27 protein-coding genes and 1 riboswitch are annotated in these 22359 nt (G+C 47.0%); of the genes, 3 read left to right on the forward strand and 24 right to left on the reverse strand.

Going from position 1 to position 22359, the window contains the following annotated elements; all coding sequences use genetic code 11:
- Window positions 1-66: 66 nt before the first annotated feature.
- From ccsB to NYE68_RS12580, 10 genes are all read right to left on the reverse strand, one after another.
- The gene (ccsB, locus tag NYE68_RS12535) at window positions 67-1242 is read right to left on the reverse strand and encodes a c-type cytochrome biogenesis protein CcsB (RefSeq protein ID WP_007409434.1); all 1176 of its coding nucleotides are present in this window, start codon (window positions 1240-1242) and stop codon (window positions 67-69) included.
- An 18-nt stretch (window positions 1243-1260) separates the two neighbouring features.
- On the reverse strand, window positions 1261-2889 hold the full coding sequence (locus NYE68_RS12540; RefSeq protein WP_015240118.1) for a cytochrome c biogenesis protein ResB: 1629 nt from the start codon (window positions 2887-2889) through the stop codon (window positions 1261-1263).
- On the reverse strand, window positions 2886-3425 hold the full coding sequence (locus NYE68_RS12545) for a thiol-disulfide oxidoreductase ResA (RefSeq protein WP_003153391.1): 540 nt from the start codon (window positions 3423-3425) through the stop codon (window positions 2886-2888). The genes NYE68_RS12540 and NYE68_RS12545 overlap by 4 nt, the downstream gene beginning before the upstream one ends.
- Before the next feature lie 84 nt (window positions 3426-3509).
- The gene (gene rluB, locus NYE68_RS12550) at window positions 3510-4244 is read right to left on the reverse strand and encodes a 23S rRNA pseudouridine(2605) synthase RluB (protein ID WP_007612296.1); all 735 of its coding nucleotides are present in this window, start codon (window positions 4242-4244) and stop codon (window positions 3510-3512) included.
- A gap of 93 nt (window positions 4245-4337) precedes the next feature.
- Window positions 4338-4874 carry a spore maturation protein gene (locus tag NYE68_RS12555; protein ID WP_033574735.1) on the reverse strand — a complete coding sequence of 179 codons (537 nt, stop codon included), beginning with the start codon at window positions 4872-4874 and terminating at the stop codon, window positions 4338-4340.
- 4 nt (window positions 4875-4878) lie between these two features.
- A complete protein-coding gene (locus NYE68_RS12560) occupies window positions 4879-5469 on the reverse strand; it encodes a nucleoside recognition domain-containing protein (protein WP_003153385.1) in 591 nt (196 codons plus the stop codon).
- Window positions 5457-6608, reverse strand: a complete 1152-nt coding sequence (locus NYE68_RS12565; protein WP_031378974.1) for a D-alanyl-D-alanine carboxypeptidase family protein — start codon at window positions 6606-6608, stop codon at window positions 5457-5459. Before NYE68_RS12565 ends, NYE68_RS12560 begins: the two co-directional genes overlap by 13 nt.
- 111 nt (window positions 6609-6719) lie before the next feature.
- Window positions 6720-7205, reverse strand: a complete 486-nt coding sequence (locus NYE68_RS12570) for a DUF3907 family protein (RefSeq protein ID WP_033574737.1) — start codon at window positions 7203-7205, stop codon at window positions 6720-6722.
- Between the two features lie 89 nt (window positions 7206-7294).
- Window positions 7295-7888, reverse strand: a complete 594-nt coding sequence (scpB, locus tag NYE68_RS12575) for an SMC-Scp complex subunit ScpB (protein WP_007409428.1) — start codon at window positions 7886-7888, stop codon at window positions 7295-7297.
- Complete coding sequence (locus NYE68_RS12580; protein WP_060674357.1) at window positions 7878-8633, reverse strand: segregation/condensation protein A; 756 nt, start codon at window positions 8631-8633, stop codon at window positions 7878-7880. Before NYE68_RS12580 ends, scpB begins: the two co-directional genes overlap by 11 nt.
- 207 nt (window positions 8634-8840) lie before the next feature.
- Here NYE68_RS12580 and NYE68_RS12585 point away from each other — a divergent pair, with 207 nt between their 5' ends.
- Complete coding sequence (locus NYE68_RS12585; RefSeq protein WP_003153376.1) at window positions 8841-8930, forward strand: YjcZ family sporulation protein; 90 nt, start codon at window positions 8841-8843, stop codon at window positions 8928-8930.
- Window positions 8931-9017: 87 nt separating this feature from the next.
- Window positions 9018-9539 (forward strand): DUF309 domain-containing protein, encoded by a 522-nt coding sequence (locus NYE68_RS12590; RefSeq protein ID WP_324636747.1) that lies wholly within the window; start codon window positions 9018-9020, stop codon window positions 9537-9539.
- A gap of 65 nt (window positions 9540-9604) precedes the next feature.
- On the opposite strand, the gene ribT is transcribed toward NYE68_RS12590, so the two are convergent.
- From ribT to NYE68_RS12635, 9 genes are all read right to left on the reverse strand, one after another.
- On the reverse strand, window positions 9605-9979 hold the full coding sequence (ribT, locus tag NYE68_RS12595) for a GNAT family N-acetyltransferase RibT (RefSeq protein ID WP_003153373.1): 375 nt from the start codon (window positions 9977-9979) through the stop codon (window positions 9605-9607).
- A 116-nt stretch (window positions 9980-10095) separates the two neighbouring features.
- Window positions 10096-10560, reverse strand: coding sequence for a 6,7-dimethyl-8-ribityllumazine synthase (gene ribE / locus NYE68_RS12600; RefSeq protein WP_003153372.1), 465 nt, complete (start codon window positions 10558-10560; stop codon window positions 10096-10098).
- Window positions 10561-10592: 32 nt separating this feature from the next.
- The gene (locus NYE68_RS12605; RefSeq protein WP_324636745.1) at window positions 10593-11789 is read right to left on the reverse strand and encodes a bifunctional 3,4-dihydroxy-2-butanone-4-phosphate synthase/GTP cyclohydrolase II; all 1197 of its coding nucleotides are present in this window, start codon (window positions 11787-11789) and stop codon (window positions 10593-10595) included.
- Window positions 11790-11803: 14 nt separating this feature from the next.
- Window positions 11804-12451, reverse strand: coding sequence for a riboflavin synthase (ribE, locus tag NYE68_RS12610; RefSeq protein WP_015417743.1), 648 nt, complete (start codon window positions 12449-12451; stop codon window positions 11804-11806).
- Window positions 12432-13547: a bifunctional diaminohydroxyphosphoribosylaminopyrimidine deaminase/5-amino-6-(5-phosphoribosylamino)uracil reductase RibD gene (ribD, locus tag NYE68_RS12615; RefSeq protein WP_060674358.1), complete on the reverse strand. Its 1116-nt coding sequence runs from the start codon at window positions 13545-13547 to the stop codon at window positions 12432-12434. Before ribD ends, ribE (NYE68_RS12610) begins: the two co-directional genes overlap by 20 nt.
- Window positions 13548-13678: 131 nt before the next feature.
- Window positions 13679-13825: riboswitch (FMN riboswitch) on the reverse strand.
- A gap of 119 nt (window positions 13826-13944) precedes the next feature.
- On the reverse strand, window positions 13945-14289 hold the full coding sequence (locus NYE68_RS12620) for a hypothetical protein (RefSeq protein WP_007409423.1): 345 nt from the start codon (window positions 14287-14289) through the stop codon (window positions 13945-13947).
- A gap of 247 nt (window positions 14290-14536) precedes the next feature.
- Window positions 14537-15112, reverse strand: coding sequence for a signal peptidase I (gene lepB, locus NYE68_RS12625; protein WP_033574742.1), 576 nt, complete (start codon window positions 15110-15112; stop codon window positions 14537-14539).
- An 80-nt stretch (window positions 15113-15192) separates the two neighbouring features.
- The gene (locus tag NYE68_RS12630) at window positions 15193-15684 is read right to left on the reverse strand and encodes a CcdC protein domain-containing protein (protein ID WP_015417746.1); all 492 of its coding nucleotides are present in this window, start codon (window positions 15682-15684) and stop codon (window positions 15193-15195) included.
- A gap of 149 nt (window positions 15685-15833) precedes the next feature.
- On the reverse strand, window positions 15834-16265 hold the full coding sequence (locus tag NYE68_RS12635) for a peptidylprolyl isomerase (RefSeq protein ID WP_003153363.1): 432 nt from the start codon (window positions 16263-16265) through the stop codon (window positions 15834-15836).
- Between the two features lie 284 nt (window positions 16266-16549).
- On the opposite strand from NYE68_RS12635, the gene NYE68_RS12640 reads away from it, so the two are divergent.
- Window positions 16550-17449: a DUF1002 domain-containing protein gene (locus NYE68_RS12640; protein WP_014418285.1), complete on the forward strand. Its 900-nt coding sequence runs from the start codon at window positions 16550-16552 to the stop codon at window positions 17447-17449.
- 44 nt (window positions 17450-17493) lie between these two features.
- Here the strand turns inward: NYE68_RS12640 and lysA are convergent, their stop codons facing one another.
- From lysA to spoVAD, 5 genes are all read right to left on the reverse strand, one after another.
- The gene (gene lysA, locus NYE68_RS12645; protein WP_060674361.1) at window positions 17494-18813 is read right to left on the reverse strand and encodes a diaminopimelate decarboxylase; all 1320 of its coding nucleotides are present in this window, start codon (window positions 18811-18813) and stop codon (window positions 17494-17496) included.
- Between the two features lie 124 nt (window positions 18814-18937).
- Window positions 18938-20419 (reverse strand): spore germination protein, encoded by a 1482-nt coding sequence (locus NYE68_RS12650; protein ID WP_060674364.1) that lies wholly within the window; start codon window positions 20417-20419, stop codon window positions 18938-18940.
- The gene (locus NYE68_RS12655) at window positions 20373-20981 is read right to left on the reverse strand and encodes a stage V sporulation protein AE (RefSeq protein ID WP_025284950.1); all 609 of its coding nucleotides are present in this window, start codon (window positions 20979-20981) and stop codon (window positions 20373-20375) included. The genes NYE68_RS12650 and NYE68_RS12655 overlap by 47 nt, the downstream gene beginning before the upstream one ends.
- A 3-nt stretch (window positions 20982-20984) precedes the next feature.
- Entirely contained in the window at window positions 20985-21335 is a 351-nt protein-coding gene (gene spoVAE / locus NYE68_RS12660; protein ID WP_007409415.1) for a stage V sporulation protein AE, read from the reverse strand.
- Window positions 21336-22352, reverse strand: a complete 1017-nt coding sequence (gene spoVAD / locus NYE68_RS12665) for a stage V sporulation protein AD (protein ID WP_015240132.1) — start codon at window positions 22350-22352, stop codon at window positions 21336-21338.
- Between the last annotated feature and the right edge of the window lie 7 nt (window positions 22353-22359).

Below are 22359 nucleotides of genomic sequence, written 5' to 3' on the forward strand. Positions count from 1 at the left end.
TTCCTTCTGTTACTTTCATTTTAACAAACTGTGCGGCAGCTTGAGAACTGTATCGGCTTTTTACATCTATGCGTACGAATGAAGTCCGGCAAGCACGAGATTCACAAAAATTAAGTTAAACATAATAATGGCGAAGCCGATGACGGCAAGCCACGCGGACTTTTCGCCGTGCCAGCCTCTTGACAGCCGCAAATGCAAATACGCTGCGTAAAATAAAAAGGTGATCAGCGCCCATACTTCCTTCGGGTCCCAGCCCCAAAAACGCGTCCATGCAAGCTGCGCCCAAATCATCGCAAACACAAGCGCGCCGAGTGTAAATACCGGAAAACCGATGGAAACAGCGCGGTAGCCGACTTCATCGACCAAGTCCAGATTCACATTTTTGACGAGCGGGCTGATAAGAGCGCTGATTCTCTTTCTGAATATCAGCCTGAGCGCACCGTATAAAACGAGACCTGCGCCAAACGACCAGATCACCGTATTGACCTTTCTGCCTGAAAAAATGGCCGGAAGCTCAATAAGCGGCTTCATTGCGCCTTCCGTAAGCAGTTCTCCCTCATGCGGGCCGACAAGCGCAGGCATATCATATATCATGACGCTTTTAGCTTCTTTTTTATCCACCCAATTAAATTCAGCTTTGTAGTCCGCCAGCCGGAATGCCGACGTGACGGCGATAAATGCCACGGTCGTCACGAGTATAAACATGATGACTTCAAGCCAGAACGTTTTTTTGCCCGGTCTGGATTGGTCGACATGCTTTAACAGGAAAATGACGCCGGCTACAAAACTGATCGCAAGAATCGCCTGCCCGAGCGCCGCCGTCGTGACGTGAATGTACAGCCAATTGCTCTGCAGTGACGGAATAAGCGGCGTAATGTCTGTCGGAAACATGCTTGCATATGCGATAAGCAAAAGCGCGATAGACAATGTGAACATGCCTAATGAAGGCAGTCTGTAAATAAAGTAAATAATAATAAAAGCGAGAACAAGCATCATGCCGAATGACGTCGTAAATTCAAACATATTGCTGACAGGCGCATGTCCGCTTGCCGACCATCTCGCAATGAAGTAGCCGAGATGACAAAGAAATCCGAAAATGGTTAACGTGATTCCGATAGCCGACCAGCGGCCCTTACCGTCCTTAGCACCTTTTGTTCCCCGGATGGCGCCGCCGAAAACCGGGACGGCAATTAAATAAATCAAAAAGGCAGCATAAAGAAAATTTGCGCTCAGCTCCGCCATGACACCACTCCTTTTTCACTAGGCCTGATTTTTGGCCAATTCTTTTTGATCGGCTGGCTCTTGAATCCCGGTCCCGCTAAGAACAAATTCGATATCTTTTTTCAGACCGAACCAGTTTTTGTTCGTATGTCCCGCCACAAGCACTTCATGATCACCTGTTTTGATCCAGATCCTTCTGTGCTGCCAGTACATTCCTTGAATGACGCCGATCATAAAGATCGCGCCGCCGACGGCAAGCACCCATAAGGTTAAATCTTTTCTGACGGTGAGTCCTGTAATGTTTTTCGTTTCCACATGGTCGAATTTTAATTTGTACTTGTTACTTTCGGAACCTTCAACAGTCTGCTGAATCGCAACAAAACTTTTCTCCCCTTTCGGCTTGTCAGGAGCCGTGATTTTAAAGACAAAAGCCGGATTGTTAGGAACCTTCGTTTTCGTGCTCGGTTCTCCGTCCTTGTTAAAATAAAAATCAGGAAGATAACTGGCGATCTGCACTTTGTAACCGTTACCAAGATCATAGTCCGTGTCGGGATCAAGAAGATTGATCTTCAGTTTGCCAAATGACTGTTTTGTTTTTTGGTCGATCAGCTGAAATACCATCTGATCGAGCTGGTTTTCTTTATAGTCCACCTGATACACAGAATAGGAGTCAAAACGCAGCGGTTCATTGACGCGGATATTGTTTTCTTTGACTCTTTTAAGCTTCGGCTTTTCACCGAATACAATGTCGCCTTCCCTCTTGTACAAAACCGCGTCCGTTGTGAAGGATTTGGCGACTTTGCCGTTTCCGGCTCTGTCAATGGCGTCGGCGAATACTTTTTTCTCAGTGTCTTTGTTATATGTCTGCATCGTGAACCGGTTGTTTTTTAAGTAATATTTGCCGTCAGTACCGGGGATCTGGGCGGTTTCGCCTTCACGGACCCAGAGCGTTTCATCGACATACATACCGGGTACAAATCTCAGCATGGCTCCGATCAGAAAAATGATCAGGCCGATATGATTGACGTAGGGCCCCCACCTTGAAAAACGGCCTTTTTCCGCCAGAATGCTTCCCTCTTGTTCTCGCACTCTATAATGCTTTTTTTTCAATCGTGTTCTGAGGCCATCAGCCGCATCCCCGCTCAGCTCGGTTTCTGTCCGACTGTATAGACGCTGCCTCTTCAAAAAGACCGGATTCCGCCGAACTCCTTGATTTTTCAGCGCCCTGTACAAAGGAATCACCCGGTCCAGGCTGCAGATGACCAGTGATATGCCAATAGATGCGATCAGGAGCATATACCACCATGAGCCGTACAGGTGATGAAATCCCAACAGATAATACATTTGGCCGATTATGCCGTACTGCTGTTCATAATATGTATCCGGCTGGGCGCCCGGCGGCAGATAAGCTTCCTGCGGAAAAACCGTGCCGAAAGCAGACGCCGCCAGAGTAATGACGATCAGCCATATTCCGACTTTTACGGAAGAAAAGAAGTTCCATACCTTATCTACGATTGTTTTATTATATGTTTGCGAACGCCTTGCGCTGCCGTCGTACCGCATATCGGCAAGCGGCGATTTTTGATCATCAAGCGGCTTCCCGCACGACTCGCACAAAACCGTCCCGGCTGGATTCACGTGCCCGCATTCACATTTGACCTTTTTCATGAAGACGCCTCCGGCTTAATTAAATTCATATAGTCATGAACCATGCGTTCTGTCATCGTGCCGGTCACCACTTTCACGACTTTTCCGTCGGGATTGATCAAAAATGTCGTCGGAATAGGTGATACGCCGTACGCGTCCAGCACTTGCCGGTCAGTATCGAGCGCAACCGGGAAATTGACGCCGTATGTTTTCATAAAATTATGTACTGCAATTTTTGATTCGCCGACATTTACCGCAACCACCTCGACACCGAGGTCTTTAAAATGCTTGTATTGATTCTCCATGTAGGGAAATTCCTGCTTGCACGGCTCACACCACGTTCCCCAGAAATTCAGAAAAACACCTTTTCCTTTTAACTGACTCAGTTCTATGAGTCTGCCCTCTGTATCTTTCAGCGCGAAATTCGGGGCTTTGGACCCCTCAGATATACGCTCACCGTTTGTGTATACGGCATTATAGATGGTATATCCGAGCGCGCAGAGTAAGATGAGAAGGATGCCGGTCCGAATGAATAAACGCCGCCGTTTTTTGTTCATTGTACACTGCTCCCCTCCCCTGCCTGCAAATCCATTCAATTATATCATCAACACGTTTTGTAATTTTTGAAGGTTATGTGAAAATTAGAAAGCGTTTTTACCGTGTTCAGCTAAAGCCCGCAGCCTTTTCACCTCATGCGGCGACAATTCTCTTGCGTCTCCTGTGCGCAGGCCTCTTAAATCTAAAAATGCGTATTCTTCACGTTTTAGTTTCAGCACGTCATGACCGATCGCCTCGAACATGCGGCGGACCTGTCTGTTCCGGCCTTCATGAATCGTCAGCTGAATGATGCTCGTCTGCTTTCTTTTGTCCAGGGAAAGCATTTTCGCTCTGGCCGGCGCCGTCTTGCCTTCTTCAAGCTGAATGCCGCGCTCAAGCTTTCTCAGAAGTTCCTTGGAAGGAATCCCCTTCACTTTGGCGACGTACGTCTTATCAATTTCGTATTTCGGATGCATGAGTTTGTTGGCAAACTCGCCGTCATTTGTCAGCAATAAAAGTCCGCTCGTATCATAATCAAGCCTGCCGATCGGATAAATGCGCTGCGGCACTTCTTTGAAAAAGTCGGTCACCACTTTCCGCCCTTTGTCGTCATCAGCTGCTGAGATCACTCCTCTCGGTTTATAAAGCAGAAAGTACACGGGTTCTTCCCGCTCCACCTTTAATCCGTTTACTTCAATCTGATCAGAACCGGTCACTTTTACGCCGAGCTCTGTTATTACTTTTCCATTCACCTTTACTTTTCCTTCTTTTATCAGCTCTTCCGCCTTTCTGCGTGATGCCACGCCGGCATGAGCAATAACTTTTTGCAGTCTTTCCATGTCGTTCACCTCAAGTATAATCTTACTTTTTTCCCCTTGAACAAACAAGCTTTTTCAAGGAGAGTTATTCTGATATATAAAAAGCGCCTGATTTCAGGCGCTTCCAAATAATAACGTAACTATGATGATTGATGCAACCACCCCGATCAAATCAGCAAGAAGACCAACCTTTAAAGCATCCCCCATTTTTTTGATGCCTACCGCCCCGAAATACACCGTCAGGACATACAGCGTCGTGTCAGTCGATCCCTGCATGACCGAGGCCAGTCTGCCGATAAATGAATCAGGCCCGTACACGGCGATCAGATCAGTCGTCATGCCGAGCGCCGCCGTCCCCGAAATCGGGCGGATCAGAGCAAGCGGCACGACTTCTGCGGGAATGCCGAGCGTTGTAAAGAAAGGCTTGCACAGCCCCATGACAAAATCCAGCGCACCCGAGGCCCGGAATACGGTAATCGCCACCAGCATCCCGACCAAATACGGAATGATGGAAAACGCAATCTCAATTCCTTCTTTTCCGCCTTCAACGAACGATTCATACGTCGGCACTTTTTTGATCGTGCCGTATATCAATATACCGGCGATAATAATCGGAATCATGGCTAAAGACAGCCAATTCACCATTTCCATTCGCTTACCTCCCTTTTCTTTTGCGGCGGTACCAGAAGTAGCGGTCAATGAAAATCGCGCCGATTCCCGAAATTAAAGTCGCTAAGATGGTCGGCCCGACGATATCGGTCGGTGATTTCGCCGAGTAAGCCATGCGCACGGCAATGACGGTTGTCGGTATCAATGTAATACTCGAAGTATTTACCGCCAAAAAGGTAATCATGGAACGGCTGGCCTCAGACTTACCTCCATTCAGCTTTTTCATCTGCTCCATGGCTTTAATGCCGAGCGGTGTCGCCGCATTTCCCAGTCCGAAAAAGTTTGCCATGAGATTTGATAAGATGTATCCCATCGCCGGATGATCAGGGGGAATATCGGGAAACAGCTTAGAAATAAACGGGCGGCACATTCTGCTGAATATATCCAAAAGGCCGGACTGCTCGGCTATTTTCATCAGGCCGAGCCAGAACACGAGAACGCTCATTAATCCGAACGAGATCGTAACCGCTTCTTTCGCTCCTTTAAAAACGGCTTCATTCACATCCTGCAAGGTACCGTTAAACATCGCAAAGACAAGTCCGATTACCGTCAGACATACCCAGATTAAATTGACCATGACGAACCGCCCGCCGCGCTCATAAACAGGCTCGTAAACGTCTCAATGAAATGCTTTTTCGGTTTTTTATGGCGCTCATTTTCATAATAGACGGGGATCTTGGCGATCACTTTCCCATCATGCATAACAGTCATCCGGCCGACGACATCAGGAATGAGAGAGGCGTCCTTTTTCCAGGCTTTTTTCGGTTTTATTAAGGTTGTACTGATTTTTACATCGTCGATTTCATCTTTTTTTAACAAATATTTGACATCCCGGGCAATAAAAGCGCGCTTTCCGTAAAACGTCTTTTTCAGCTTCGGAATGCCGCCTTTTTTGGCGATGACATAGGTTTTATAGTGATCAAAGACATAATTAAACATATTCATATGATCATCCCAATCATCCGGATCATTTATGGTGACCGCGATGAGATCCGTACCGTCTTTTGAGGCCGTCGAGACGAGCGTCCGTTTCGCGATTTTTGTGTAACCCGTTTTTCCGCCTGTGCTGTAACGGTAGAGCCCGGTCAGAAGCTTGTTTTTATTTTTCCATACCCGGTCCATCGTTTCCGCCTTATACACTTTTGTGCCTGAAACGGTCCGGTATTCCTTGATTTTCATCGCGTATTTAGTCAAAAGCGCCATGTCAAACGCCGTTGAATATAAATTTTCATGGTCGTCCAGCCCGTGCGGATTTTGAAATTTTGTATTTTCCATCCCGATTTGCTCGGCTTTTTTGTTCATCAAAAATACAAAACCGTCAAGGCTTCCGCCGACATATTCCGCTATTGCCGCAGCGGCGTCATTTCCTGATCTCAGCATAAGCCCGTATACGAGATCTTTCAGCTTTACTTTTTGTCCCGGCTGAAGATAAATGGCTGAGCCTTCCGTTTTTACGGCATTCGGGGAAACCGTCACGGTCTCTTCCATCTTCCCTGATTCAATCGCCAGCACCGCCGTCATGATTTTCGTAATGCTTGCAATCCGCCGCTTATGATGTTCATCCTTGGCGAATAACACCCTGCCAGATGCTCCGTCGATTATAATCGCGCTTTTTGCGCTGACATGTATTTGGGCATGTGCCGTATTGCCGTCTGTAATGGAAAAAAGAATAACAAAAGTCAAAAGAAATACGGCAGCTTTTTTGAGAAAGCGCATGAATGCTCACGTCCTTGTTGTGGGTTTGTACAAGTTTATGCGCATGTCCATGACTTATGAATACCAATTGCATCACTTTCACATAAAAAACTCTCCCAAAAGGAAGAGTTTTTATCTGACTGGTGCCATATTTGAGCCTGATGCTTCATATTGCGCCAATTCTTCCCGCATGCGCAGAAATTCACTGCTCAGCGAAAGCAGAAGGCTCCGCAGCGAATCCGGCACTTGCTGGTAGAATTCAATCGCGCTTTGGCCTGTATAAGCGGCGCGGCTGTTTTCGTACCATGTATCCTTTTTCGGCATGAAAAACTCTTCCACGCACTGATGATATACTTTATACAGCGTTTTTTCCGCTCTCGCCTCATGAAACGGCTCCTGCATTAAAAGCCGGCGGCAGGCTTCCTGGGCGCCTTCGCAAAAGACGGTCATCCTCCTCAGCACACTGAGCACGTCGCGGCAGTATGCCTCATCCGCCTCTCCTTGAGCCCGCATCTCCGGCAAAGTTGTATGATTTAAATAGCTGCTGACCATCGTGACAACCTCGGCTAAAAATTCACCAGTTTCTTCAGTATGGGCCCTCACAATCGAATTTCCCATTTCCGTCCGTTTCCTTCCTCTCTTGTACGTCGTCATTTGCGTCATTCATCAATGGCCTTTCCCTACTATCGTATGATGAAAAACGATTATTATTTAATATCCTCAAAAGTTTGGTTGAAGTTTTCAAAGAATAAATCGGCTTCCTCCTGGAGAACGTCTTCCTCCGCATTTTCAGGAAGCGGCGGGAGCTCCTCCAATGTTTTTAAGCCGAATTGTTCAAGAAATACCGGTGTCGTGCCGTATAAAATCGCCCGGCCGGGACCGTCGGCGCGGCCCACCTCACACAGCAGCGCTTTTGACACGAGGCTGTGCAGAATCCGCTCAGACTTCACGCCCCGGATATCTTCAATTTCCGCCCGTGTGATCGGCTGCTTGTACGAAACGATCGCCAGCACTTCCAAAGAAGCCTGTGACAGCCCTTTTGACGGCACTTCGATTAGTTTTTTCAAATAAGGCACGAATTCTTTTTTCGTTCCAAGCATATACGTATCCGCATATTCGGTAAGCTCGATGCCTCTGTCGTCTTCCTTGTACTGAGCGGCCACTTCTTCCATGATTCCGGCCAGTTCCGCTTCTTCTATTTCAAGCACCGTCACCAATTGCTTTTTGGTCAGCCCTTCATCCCCCGCCGCATACAGCAGGGCTTCCACAATCGCTTTCCAATTCACGATATCAAGCGCCATGAATGGATTCACTCCCCATAATGTATATATCCGAAAAGTTTTCTTCCTGTTCAATGATAATCTGCTGATTTTTCATCAGTTCCAGGACTGCTAAAAACGTCACGACGAGATGGTCCTTTTGCCGAGAAGGAAAAAGCTCCGTGAAGTTTATTCTTCTCCCCGCCGTTTTTAAGCTTTTTACGATTTCGTTCATTCTGTCTTCAATCGGTATTTCCTGCCTTGTAATGGTCGTTTCTTTCGGCCGCGTGATTTTTTTACGCTGAAGCACCTTTTGAAACGCGCCGATCATGTCATAAACGGTCACCGACAGTTTCTGCTCCGTCTGTTTGATTTCTTTTGCATACTCACTTAAATCACTCGGCGGCTTTGTAAATGACTTTTGTCTTTCTTCTTCCCGCTCTTTTAAATCCTTCGCAGCGGTTTTATACTTTCTATACTCAATCAGCTTTTCAATCAGCTCGTCCCGAGGGTCTTCTTCTTCAAGCATTTCGTCTTCAAACAGCTCTTCCTCTTGTTTCGGAAGCAGCATTCTGCTTTTAATGCTGAGAAGCGTCGCCGCCATGACCAGATATTCACTGGCGACATCAAGTTCAAGCTCTTGCATTGTATGTACATATAATAAATATTGTTCAGTAATGGTTGCCACGGGTATGTCGTATATGTCGATTTCAAGACGGTTAATCAGATGAAGCAGCAGGTCCAATGGGCCTTCAAACGTATCAATTTTCACTTGATATTCTACCATTATCTCACCATTTTCAATATCACTCTCATTGCCGGAAAAACTGGCTACCCTTTAGTATAATCCACCGAAATGCTCTCGTCCAATACTTTTATACACACCCTCCGTTATTTAGAAAATACTGAAAAAGAAGATATACGCCTATACCTTTAAAGGCGGATGCACATATGATAGCCGTGTAAACTTGAAACAAAGGGAGGCTGATTTCACATGAGCGGAGCTTGTTTCGGCGGAGGTTTTGCATTAATTGTCGTTCTGTTTATTTTGCTCGTTGTCGTAGGAGCATCTTACATCTGCTAGTTCCTCAGGCTTCAGACACCAAGCCGCTCTTTTTTCCTTTTCATAGCGCTGTGGTAAACTGGTTTTAGCATAAAAGGAGGAAGCGGCTTGTATCCTAAAGCTTATATCGGCTTTTTGGCCGAATTTCACGCATCAAGAGATTATTTTGAGTGTCATGAACTGTTAGAGGAATATTGGAAAGAAAACCCGGCTGAAAAGCGGAGCGTTCATTGGGTCGGCCTGATTCAGCTTGCCGTCGCTCTGTATCACCAGCGCAGGGGAAATGAAGCCGGGGCGAAACGGCTGATTGCCAACAGCTTACGTATTCTCCGGTCTGAAAAGCAGGCGGTCTGTTCTCTCGGTCTCAGCCATCCGAAGCTGATTGAGCTGATAGAAACGCTGTCAGACGATATAGAAGCGGGCGTGCCTTACAGAAGTGTTATGCTGCCGATTACAGATGAAGCCCTGAAAGAAGCATGTCTTGCCGAATGCCGCCGAAAGGGCTATACATGGGGGCAAGACGGCGTATCAGATACCTTTCTTATTCATAAACACCGCCTGCGGGACAGGACGGATGTCATTAAGGAACGCGAACGGGAAATTGAGAGAAGAAAAAAAAGCAGAGGCTGACGGTCAGCCCTGCTTTTTCTATATCAAAACAGCTCCCGAAACCGTGAAGATTCCGGGAGCATTTGTCAGTTATTATATGAGATATCCTGATCTTTTTGATGTTGACAGCGTTCAAAAAAGCTTTGCGTTAATTCATTCGGAACGAGTGCCTCCGTTTTGAACAGACGTTTTAAGGCGTCCATCATTTGCTTTCCGATTCCTTGATGGCGGTGAGAAGGATTCACGCTGATATGCCGGATTTCAACTTCTGAGTCCTTTTTTTCGACTCCGATCGCTCCGACGATATCTTCATCCTCTTTCCAAAGAAAGAGCTGGCGGCCAGTATCCGTTTCATAGTCCTTTATTGTCTGCTGAAGCTGCTTGAGATCTTTTTCATTCGGCATAAATGACAGAAGACCCATCGCAATCTTTTCAAACGATTTTTTATAACGAATTAACATAAAAACCCCTCTATATCCAAAATGTCCATTCATGTCCTATCAAACGGATACATAAAGGCGATCCGTTTCCTCACATTATATCATTTTCGCCGCTGTTTTAAACGCTTTTCAACAAATTATTCAAATGAACGGTTTAAATTTGCCATTTCAATGGCAGATACTGCGCAATCCGCTCCCTTATTTCCGGCTTTTGTTCCGGCTCGTTCGATGGCCTGCTCAATGGTTTCAGTCGTCACGATGCCGAAGATAACCGGGACGCCCGTCGCCGTTCCCGCCTGGGCAATGCCTTTTGCCGCTTCATTGCAGACATAGTCATAATGCGTTGTCGCTCCTCTGATAACCGTGCCGAGCGTAATGACGGCATCGTATTTTTTCGTTTCCGCCATTTTCTTTGCCGCAAACGGGATTTCAAACGCTCCCGGCACCCAAGCGACGTCAATGTCGTTTGATTCTACACCGTGGCGAAGCAACGTGTCTTCCGCTCCGCTTAACAGCTTGCTCGTTATAAATTCATTAAATCTGCCGACGACGATTCCGATTTTAAGTCCTGTTCCTACTAGGTTTCCTTGTATGATATTCATATGTTATCCATCCTTTTTTGTGAGATTTGTTTTTAGAAATGAAGCAGATGTCCAAGTTTTTTCATTTTGGTCTGTAAATATTGCTTGTTATGCTCACTCGCGTCCATTTGAAGCGGTACCCGTTCTGAAATGCTGAGACCGTATCCTTCGAGGCCGGCGATTTTCCGGGGGTTATTGGTTAAAAGTTTCATATGCTGAACCCCTAAGTCGCGGAGAATCTGGGCGCCGATGCCGTAGTTGCGCAGATCAGGCAGAAAGCCGAGCGCTTCGTTCGCTTCAACCGTGTCATACCCTTGTTCCTGCAATCGGTACGCCTTCAGCTTATTGATTAAACCGATTCCTCTGCCTTCCTGGCGCAAATACAATAGAACGCCGCGGCCTTCTTCAGCAATTTGCGCAAGCGCGGCATGAAGCTGAGGTCCGCAATCACAGCGATGGGATGCAAACACATCGCCCGTCAGGCATTCTGAGTGCACTCTGACAAGAACGGGTTCGCTGTTAAACGGGACATCTCCCATGACAAAGGCGAGATGTTCTTTTCCGTCAACCTCGTTTGTATATCCGTAAACTCTAAACGTGCCGAAGTCAGTCGGCAGCGTAATATGAACTTCTCTGTTCACAAGTGTCGTAATGTTGTAACGGTACTCTATTAAGTCTTTTATCGTAATCATTTTCAGCTGGTGGCGTTCGGCGATTTCGGCTAACTCCGGCACTCTGGCCATTGTACCGTCTTCATTCATAATTTCACAAATGACGCCCGCTCCCTGAGATCCGCAGGCTTTTGCAAGGTCAACGGCTGCTTCCGTATGGCCGGCCCGCTTCAGGACGCCTCCTTTTTTTGCAATTAAGGGGAAAATGTGGCCCGGACGCTGAAAATCGTCAGACACAGATTCTTCGTTCAACAGCGCCTGAATGGTAAAGGATCGTTCCTGCGCGCTGATGCCCGTTTTTGTCAGCCTGTGGTCAATACTGACCGTAAACGCTGTCTCATGTGAGTCCGTATTATGATCGACCATCGGGTGAAGATCCAGCCGGCCGGCGATGTCTTCAGACAGCGGCGTGCAGATCAGGCCTCTCCCATGGGTCGCCATAAAATTAACCACTTCAGGCGTGGCATGCTCAGCCAGCGCTACGAAATCTCCTTCGTTTTCTCTGTCTTCATCATCGACAACAATGATGACTTCACCTTTTTTCAGCGCCTCTAACGCCTCTTCTATCGGATGAAACATATCGATCTTCCTTTCTAAAAGCCGTTCTCGCTTAAAAAGGCTTCCGTGATAGTTTGATTGCTTTTCGTTTGTTCTGTTTTGTGCAAAAAGCGGTATAAGTATTTGCCGATCATGTCACACTCAATATTTACGATCGACCCGACTGTTTTCGTCTGAAAAATCGTTTCTGAGATGGTATGCGGAATGATGGATACCGTCACGCTTTCGTCTGATAAACCGAAAATCGTCAGGCTCACGCCGTCTACCGTAATTGAACCTTTCAATACGAGCGTTTTTGTCAATTCCGGCGAAAGTTTTAAATCGTAATAGACCGCGTTGCTTTTTTTCTCGATCCGCGTAATTTCCGCCGTTCCGTCCACGTGCCCTGATACAAAGTGGCCGCCGAACCGTCCGTTGGCGGACATCGCTCTTTCCAGGTTTACTTTACTGCCTTTTGACAAGCCGTTCAGCGAAGTGGCTTTCACTGTTTCCGGCATGACATCAACCGTAAATTGATTGTCAGAAAATCCGGTTACGGTCAGGCAGATGCCGTTTACCGCAATGCTGTCGCCAAGCTTCACGTCACTTGTCACTTTTGAAGCGGCGATGGTTAATGCCATGGAAAGGCCTGTCTTTTTGATTGCTTGGATCGTGCCTGTTTCTTCAACGATTCCTGTAAACATCTTCACCATCCTTTCCATCTTTAGGTATGGCCGTCAGTTTTATATCCGGCCCGATTTGGGTGATTTGTGTGAATTGTAAATGGGGGACATCTTTCATTGATTGAAAACCTTCACCGGAGATCAAGCTGGGAGCAAGCGTTCCTCCGATTAATTTAGGGGCGAAATAGAAATGAAGCTCTTGGAAACAGCCTTCCTTGACAAAACTTCCGTGTACGGATGCTCCGCCTTCCACATAAACGGACATTATGCCGTTTTCAGCGAGAATACCGAGCACCTCAGGGACGTGAATGCGGTCTGTTTCCAGCGGAATAACTTTTATTCCGAGTGCGGTCAGCCGGTCTGTCTTTTGCACGTCTGCACCTTTGGCCGTAAATATCCATGTCGGCGCAGCGCCGTCAGTGAGCACATTTGCCGTTTCAGGAATGGTCAGCTTTGTATCGAGAATCACTCTGACCGGCTGCTTCACCGCATCAGGAAGCCTGCAGGTCAGGCTCGGATTATCGGCTTTGACTGTGCCTGCTCCGACAAGAATGCTTTGATGCGATTTCCTGTATTGCTGGGCATCAAGCCTTGCCGCCTCTGATGTAATCCATTTGCTGTCACCGGTTTCAGTCGCTGTTTTCCCGTCAAGGCTCGCGGCCGCTTTCAAGGTGACATACGGAAGTCCGGTCCGCATGAAGTGAAGAAACATTTTATTCAGCTCTTCTGCCTGCTGCCTGAGAAGTCCGGTTTTCACTTCGATGCCCGCTGCTTCCAGCATTCCGATGCCTTTTCCGGCTACAAGCGGATTCGGATCTTTCACAGCGATAAACACCCTTTTTATCCCCGACTTTATTATCAGTTCGGCGCATGGCGGTGTTTTTCCGTAATGGCTGCAAGGCTCCAGCGTCACATACAAATCGGCGCCTTTTGCGTGTCTGCCGGCCATATGAATCGCGTGAACCTCGGCATGCGCTTCTCCGTATTGCAAATGGGCGCCCATTCCGACGATCTGTCCGTTTTTGACGACGACAGCGCCGACAAGAGGATTGGACTGTGTCTGTCCTTCACCGCGTCTGGCAAGTTCTATTGCCGTATTCATATAATATTCTTCCATCGTTATCCCTCCCTTCTTCCACGCAATTTGGCGTCAAAAAAGCCCCGAATGTTTACACAGTTCGGGGCTTTGCCAGTTTTAATCCATAGGAAATAAGACTATACAGTAAGTTTATTTTTTGCATAGCTTCTCTCATCCTTCTCCCATCCAGACTTTCACTGTCGGCTTCAGCTTTTCACTGAATCCACCGTATACAGATGCATACGGGTCACGGGCTGTAAAGCGCAAAACGCCTTATTACCGCCGGTCGGGATTTTCACCCAGCCCCGAAGGATACAATCAATATTTTTTTGTCCTTATCCGCTATTATAACATCCTTTGCGGCAGGCGCAATGAATTTGCACCTAATTATTCAGAAAAATAAAAAGCGCCCTTTTCCCATAAAAGGCGCCTTTATTTATTCGTTCACTTTGACGACCTTCAATAAGCCGTCAATCCGGTTTGATTTGCTGAAATACGCTTTAATCTTATCTCCCTTTTTCACATCGGAGAGATCCTGCTTCAGCTTGTCGCCGTTAAAAATGATTTTTGTGCCGTTTTCTGCCGTACCGTGGTACTCAGTTCCTTCGATTTTCGTAATTTTATATGTTTTGACTGTATATTCTTCTTTTTCCTGGGACAGGGTTTGTCCGATTGCAGTCGGCACGTCTTTCAGTTCAATATCGTTTATGACCATATAACCGCCCGCTAATAACAGCAGCAGTACAAGTAAAATGGCTGCTTTTGTTTTAATTCTTCCCATTTTTCTACCTCCAGCCCGTATCAATCTATTCATTACTATGTCATATTCCTTTTTTTCATGAATAGAAAAACGTTCTTCCCTGCGTGAGTTATTCATATAACGTTTCATAAAGGGAAGATGTTTCATGTATCTGTAAAACTTTCTATCTATTAAATAGATATACGAATTTATGTTCTGTTTTTGAGGGTGGAAAGATAAATTTATATAAAAAAGCAGTTTTCCTCATGAAGAAAACTGCCTGTACGGTTTATTTCGTCTTGCGAATTTCGTTAAACGGGAAGAAGACGAATTTTGATGTGCCCGCGATTTGTTTTTTCGTAAAGAGACCGAGGCCGTTGCGGCTGTCCATAGATTCTCTACGGTTATCACCCATGACGAAATATTTGTCGTCCGGCACTTTCACCGGCCCGAAGTCTTCTGTCAGCCGGTCATAGCCTTCTTGCTTCGCCTTGTGCTTGTTTGCCGCTAAATACGGTTCGGACACTTTTTTGCCGTTGATGTACAGCTGATCGTTTTTCATTTGCACCGTGTCGCCGGGAAGTCCGATAATCCGTTTGACATAGTGCTCATTTTCTCCGTTCAGCACGACGATCTGGCCGCGTTTGAAGTCGCTTATGTATTTGACCGTCATATTGACAAAGATTCTCTCGCGGTCATGCAGCGTCGGATCCATTGATCTTCCATCAACGAGATAAGGGGCAAATAAAAAGTTTCGGATGAGCAGTGCCAGAACGACAGCGATGATAATGGCTTTCGCCCAATCAAGTACGGCGCTTTTTTTAGAAGTTTTTTCTTTTTCTGATTTCAAGTGATTTCCTCCCATTAGCCATGGTCGTTTTTATTTTACCATGAATCCCTGCACAGAGGGCAAATAAGCCCCGCACCTCATCCATTTTTTTCATTTTATAAGCCGGATCTGCTGATTTTACGGTATTTCACGAAGCTTCCGATCCGCCAAATGCACAAATACACAAAAGCAAGTTCCATCGTTAAAACGGCGAATTCCGCCGCGTCAATGTTTTTGAAATATTGGCTGAGCACGATACGGATCGCAATAATCGCGATAATGACATATTTAAAGTTTTTATTCCGCTTGGAGTAGACAAAGCCGTCTTCCCGGATTTCATAGGCGGTTTGCGACAGCATGATGACGCCGAATACCGCGCCTAACAGTCCGGCGATGGCGAGCTCCCAAAGAGCGGGAAAATGAAACGGCTTTCCCGGGATATTCATGAGCTGGCTGATGCTGAATGTAAAAATGACGGCGATAATCAATAGCGGGAGAATGATGCCGAAGCCGCCGCCTTTAATCGGCCTGTTTCCCTTTTTCACCCTGAACCAAATCATAAGTGCGAGAATGAGAATGACAAATAAAACGGTTGCCAATTGAACCAACGTTTCTACCTCTTTTCATTGTTGTAATCGGTCTTTTTCACTATACCAGAATGATCGCTGATGTTCATATATGTATTTTTTCATGATTTACACATGAGAATTTTCATATACATAAAAAAACCCGCCTGAAAAAGGCGGGTTTTCCGTCATTATCCTTCTACACGGATTTCTTTCATTTTGTCTCCGTTAGACATGTTTTTCGCATGCTCTAAACCGCTTGTCACTTTTCCGAATACAGTATGAACGCCGTTTAAATGCGGCTGCGGCTCATGTACGATGAAGAATTGGCTTGAACCCGTGTCTTTACCGGCATGCGCCATTGATAAAGAACCGGCTTCGTGCTTATGCGGATTGCCTTCTGTTTCACATTTGATCGTTTTTCCGCTTCCGCCCATGCCTGTCCCAGTCGGATCTCCGCCTTGGCTGACAAAGCCCGGAATCACGCGGTGGAAAATAACGCCGTCATAAAAGCCCGTATTCGCCAGGTTTTCAAAGTTAGCGACTGTATTAGGCGCTTCATTCGGATAAAGTTCAAATTCAATTCTGCTGCCGTTTTCCATTTCGATGTAACCAGTTTTCATTCTCATTCCTACTTCCGTATTGTTTTTTGTCAAAGCCTTCTTCAATATGAATTTCAATTGTAAGCCGGCTTTCTTTTTGATATTCTTTTGAAGGAAGAGGCCTCTGCTCTTCTTTTCGCGGCTATTATACCACACCTTCAGCCGGAAAACGAATCTCCCCGCTTCCGCAGAAAGAAAATGAAACCAGAACAGCTTCACAGCCGTCTATGTATCGGAACTGCTTCACGCAGGCCCTCACAAACCGCTTCAAAACGGCATTTGTGAAAAGAAGGAGGTTAACCGCTTTGAAAAAAATGTGGATTGGATTGCTGGCGGCGGCCGTTGTATTGTGCACAATACCGAAAATCAGCCTGGCCGATGCCGCAGTCGGAGATGTCATCGTCACACTGGGGGCGGATCTGTCAAACGAAAACCGTCAGAAAGTGCTTGACGAATTAAATGTCCCTGATAACGCGACAAAAGTGACGGTTACGAATAAAGAAGAACATGAATATCTGGGAAAATATATATCGAATGCCCAAATCGGCACAAGAGCCATCTCTTCATCATCCATCACGGTGGCAAAGAAAGGGTCCGGGCTTGACGTTAAGACCCATAATATCGATTCCATCACGGATGAAATGTACTTAAACGCCCTGATGACAGCAGGAGTGAAAGATGCGAAAGTATACGTGACGGCGCCGTTTGAGGTATCAGGCACCGCAGCATTAACGGGAATCATCAAGGCATATGAAGTTTCATCAGACAAAGCGATTTCAGAAGATGTAAAACAGGTCGCCAACCAAGAGCTTGTCACCACTTCAAATCTCGGGGATAAAATCGGGGATAAAAACGCCTCCGCGCTCATCGCAAACATTAAAGATGATTTCGCGAAAAACGGTGTGCCCGATACAAAAGAAGGAATCGAGAAAAAGGTCGATGATGCGGCTTCAAACCTCAACATTACACTGACTGACGCTCAAAAAGACCAGCTCGTTTCATTGTTTAATAAAATGAAAAATGCCAAGATTGATTGGGGCCAAGTCGGCAGCCAGCTTGACAAGGCAAAAGACAAAATCACGAAGTTCATTCAATCCGATGAAGGCAAAAGCTTTGTTCAAAAAGTCATTGATTTCTTCGCTTCGATTTGGAATGCGATCGTGTCTGTATTTACAGGAGACAGCGGATCAAGTTCTAACAGCTGAATGCAAAAAGAGACCGGACGCCATTGTTCCGGTCTCTTTTTTATTTATTGTTTGACCCCCGTCTTAAACGGCAGATCCAGTTTTACAATGTCTTCATAAGTTTCCCTTCTAATGACAAGATACGCTTCGCCGTCTTCCACAAAAACGACGGCGGGACGCGGAATGCGGTTGTAGTTGTTAGCCATGCTGTATCCGTATGCTCCCGTGCAGAAAACGGCGAGAAGATCGCCTTCTTTCACTTCCGGAAGATCTATATCCCAAATGAGCATATCACCGCTTTCACAGCACTTGCCCGCGATGGATACCGTTTTATCGTGGTGTTCTCCGATTCTGTTTGCCGATACAGCTTCATATTTCGCCTGATACAGCGCAGGACGGATATTATCGCTCATGCCCCCGTCAACCGCTGCATATTTACGGGTGCCGGGCACTTCTTTTTGCGAACCGATGGTATAAAGCGTCGTTCCGGCGTCTCCGACGAGCGAGCGTCCCGGTTCAATCCAGATCTCCGGAATGTCAAAAGCGTGCAGCGCTGCGTTTTCTTTTACCGCTTCGATAATTTTTTCCACATAAACGGCAGGATGAAGGGGTTCATCCTCCTCCGTGTAGCGGATGCCAAAGCCGCCCCCTAAATTCAGCACTTCAGAGACAAAGCCGAATGATTCTCTCCATTCATTCAGTTTTGTGAAGATTTTTTCTGCGGCCAGCACAAAGCCCGCCGTATCAAAAATTTGCGATCCGATGTGGCAGTGAACGCCGAGAAGGCGGATATGGTCTGACTGTAATACTTGTTCAATCGCCTTTTCTATTTGCCCGTTATGCAGATCAAAACCGAATTTGGAATCTTCCTGTCCCGTCGTAATATAATCATGCGTATGCGCCTCTACCCCCGGAGTGATCCGCAGAAGCACATCCATTGTGCGCCCTGATTTGCGGCACAGTCCCGCGAGTAAGGATATTTCATAAAAATTATCAACGACAATGCAGCCGATTTGATGATCGAGCGCCATTTTCAACTCTTCTTCGCTTTTGTTATTGCCGTGAAAATGAATCCTGTCAGCCGGAAAACCAGCCGCAACCGCCGTAAACAGCTCTCCGCCGGATACAACGTCCAATGAGAGCCCCTCCTGCTCAGCGAGCTGTATCATCGCAACGGAAGAAAACGCCTTGCTCGCGTACGCGACCTGCGCCTTTAAATCCGCGTCAATGAATGCCTGTTTAAAGCTTTTAGCGCGCTCACGTATTAAAGCCACATCGTAAACATAAAGAGGCGTGCCGTAATGCTCCGCTAAATACAGCGCGTCCACACCTCCGATTTCCAAATGACCTAGTTTGTTTTGTCTGCTTGTGCCATGTAAGAACAATGCTCATTCCCTCTTTCTGATCCGCATATGGGTGAAAAGGACAGCTTCTTTTGAGCTGTCCTTATACAAGTCCCGTATAAGTTAAGACATACAATATCATAATCTTCTGTCGGTTTCAATGCGATTATGAACCGCTTGGCTGTCTTTGACGGTCTTTCGGGTGAACAATGCTCGGTCTGACTTTCGCTCCCGGCACTGTCGTCCGGACGAGCACCTGCCACAGCGCCTTGCCGTTAAACGGTAAAAACGGCCATAAATACGGCGTGTGAAACGAGCGGATATTCGCCATTATGATCAGCAGCAATGTAAAACCTATCACAAAGCCTTTCACTTGGAAAATGGCTACGAGAACCATTAAGATGAGGCGTATCATTTTATTGGCGAGGCTGAGCTCATAGCTCGGCGTGGTAAATGATCCGATGGCGGCGATCGATACGTACAGAATCACTTCTGCTGAAAACAGCCCCACCGCTATAGCGATTTGACCGATCAGCACCGCCGCAATCAGACCCATGGCGGTGGATAAAGCGGTCGGCGTATGGATCGCGGCCATCCTGAGAAACTCAATCCCCAAATCGGCCAAAAAGATTTGCAGAATGATCGGGATGTGCGTATTTTTATTTAAACCGATAAAATCCAATCTTTCGGGCAGAAGAGATGGTTCGAGAACAAAGAGGAACCAAATCGGAAGCAGAACGGTTGAAGCGATAATACCGAAAAACCTGATCCATCTTAAAAATGTGCCCACTGAAGGCGCCTGCCTGTATTCTTCCGCATGCTGAACATGGTGAAATATTGTTGTCGGCGTTATGATCACGCTCGGTGACGTATCGACGACGATGATGACGTGCCCTTCCAAAATGTGATTGGCGGCCACATCCGGCCGCTCCGTGTATCTGACCATCGGAAACGGATTGTAGCCTTGTTTGACGATGAATTCCTCCACCGTTTTATCAGCCATCGTCAGTCCGTCAATGTCAATCGCATTCACTTCGTTTTCGACGATGCTGACAAGGTCCGGGTCAGCGATGTCCTCTATATACACAATCGCAAGATCGGTCTTAGAGCGCTCGCCGACTTTCGTAATTTTGACGCGGAGCCTTTCGTCCCTGATTCGTCTTCTGATCAATGCTGTATTAATGACGATATTTTCGATAAAACCGTCTCTTGCCCCGCGGACGACCTTTTCCGTATCCGGTTCTTCAGGCGTGCGTCCGGGATAACTTCTGACGTCAACGATATAGGCGAAGCCCGCGTCTTCAACGATAACCGCCACAAGTCCGGAAAGAACTTGATCCGTTGCTTCGTCGAGCGTTTTGACTTTTTGAACCTGCTGATTGACAAGTCTGTTTTCAACAACGTCAATCGCTTCATCCGCATTCTCGTCATAATTATTGACGTCGACGAGCTGTTCCATTAAATGAATGATAAACAAAGTATCGGTTAATCCGTTGACAAAGTAAATCTGGACTTCCCGGTCTAATACTCGAACTTTGCGGACGCCGACATCATAGCTCGTTCCCATACCGACGCGGTCTTTAAAAAATTGTTCATTTTTTCTAGGATCCCGGTACACCTTGATCATGTTTTCCGGTTTTTCCGGCATGGCTTTCGCTCCTTTCTAAAATGAATTCGACCGCCTTCATCGTGATCGGCGAGCCTTTTGATATGTCATCTTTTCTTCCCATCTTACCTATGTCGCCGATGCCCACAATGAGGGGAACGTCCAATTTATCCAGACAATACACCGTATCTCCGTTCATTCTGTGCTCGTCCATTTCTCTCATTCCGGTTTTATCGACGCCAAACTCCGTCACTTCTCCATCACGGTCAATGGAGACATCGACTTTCGTCCATTCTGCCTGATGGGTCTTAGAAGCGACCGCAATCACCCCCAGCACTTCAATGTCCTGATGTGAGGCGACATATTTCAGCGCCGTTTCGCCCGGCCCTTCCCCTTGCAGGCCTGAATCGTCAAACATGACAAACACCGGGTCATTCGGCGCGGCTTTAATCAGCTGAACAAGTTCGGGGCCGCTTCTCGTTGACGGATTGCCCTTTGATTGGGAAATACACCGTCCGCCTGCTTTTTCCGCGGCGTATTCAATTGTTTTGGCGGCGTATACGTCCCCGTCTGTCACAAGAATGACCTTCCGTTTCGTCATCAGGCATTATCCTTTCGGTTTAAAAATAACGGCTACAAGAAATGCGAATAAAATCGCTGAAGATATACCGGCGGAAGTAAGTTCAAAAATCCCCATGGCGATCCCGATAAATCCATGCTCGTGAGCTTGATGCATGGCGCCGTGCAATAAGCTGTGACCGAAGCTGACGATGGGAACCGTCGCGCCCGCGCCTGCGAATTCGATAAATTTGTCATAAATTCCGAACCCATCTAACAAGGCGCCGATGACGACAAAAGTTGTCATCACATGGGCGGGTGTCAGTTTAAAAATGTCAAGCAGCAGCTGACCGATAATGCATATGATTCCCCCGCAAACAAAAGCCAACAGATATTCCATTTATGATGCACCTCCCGCCCGCTCAAATACCACACCGTGCGCGATGGTCGGAATGGTTTCCTTCTGCTGGATCATTGTCGGACTTAAAAGCGCTCCTGTCGCGACAACGAGTACTCTGTTTAGAGTCCCCGCTTTTAATTGGTTAAAAATATGTGTGTACGTAACAAGCGCAGAGCAGGCGCAGCCGCTTCCGCCCGCAAACACCTGCTGGTCCGGCGTATAGATGAGAAGACCGCAGTCATCGTGTTTCGTTCCCACGGGATAGCCTTCTTCTTTGAGCAAATCTTTCACGATCGGCGAGCCGACGCCTGAAAGGTCTCCCGTTAAAATCAGATCATAATCATCCGCCGTGCGGTTTAAGTCCTGCAGGTGCTGTTTGATTGTGTCGGCGGCAGCGGGCGCCATGGCGGATCCCATATCGAACGGATCTGTTATTCCGAGGTCGCTTACTTTTCCCACTGTTGCGCTTGTAATCTTGATATCAGAAGGGTTTTGACTGATGATGACCGCCCCGCCCCCCGTGACCGTTGAAGTGGCGGTATCCGGTTTTTGCCCGCCGTACTCCGTCGGATTGCGGAATTGCCGTTCTGCCGTCGCGTTATGGCTGCTCGTGGCTGCGATCGCCCGGTTCGCAAAACCGCCGTCAATGAGCGCGGATGCGACGGCAATCGTTTCCATTGAAGTCGAACAGGCGCCGAACAGACAGAGGAACGGAATTTTCAGATGTCTGGCGACGTAGTTGGCGGTCACATTTTGATTTAAAAGATCCCCCGCGAGTAACAAATCAATATCGCTCTTTTTCAAATTCTGTTTTTGCAAAGCGGAGTTGATGGCATCTTCCATTAACTGACGTTCCGCCATTTCCCAGTTTTTCTGATTGCAGTGCATTTCATCGTATGTCTTATCAAACAGCGAACCGAGCGGGCCGTCTTTTTCTTTCGGTCCGGCTGCCGTCCCCGCCGCATTTACAAATAACGGGTTTTCAAATACCCAGGTTTGCTTTCCGGTCAATTTCATTTTTTCT

This window comes from Bacillus sp. FSL R5-0447, from assembly GCF_038606125.1.
In the GTDB taxonomy this organism is placed as follows: domain Bacteria; phylum Bacillota; class Bacilli; order Bacillales; family Bacillaceae; genus Bacillus; species Bacillus velezensis.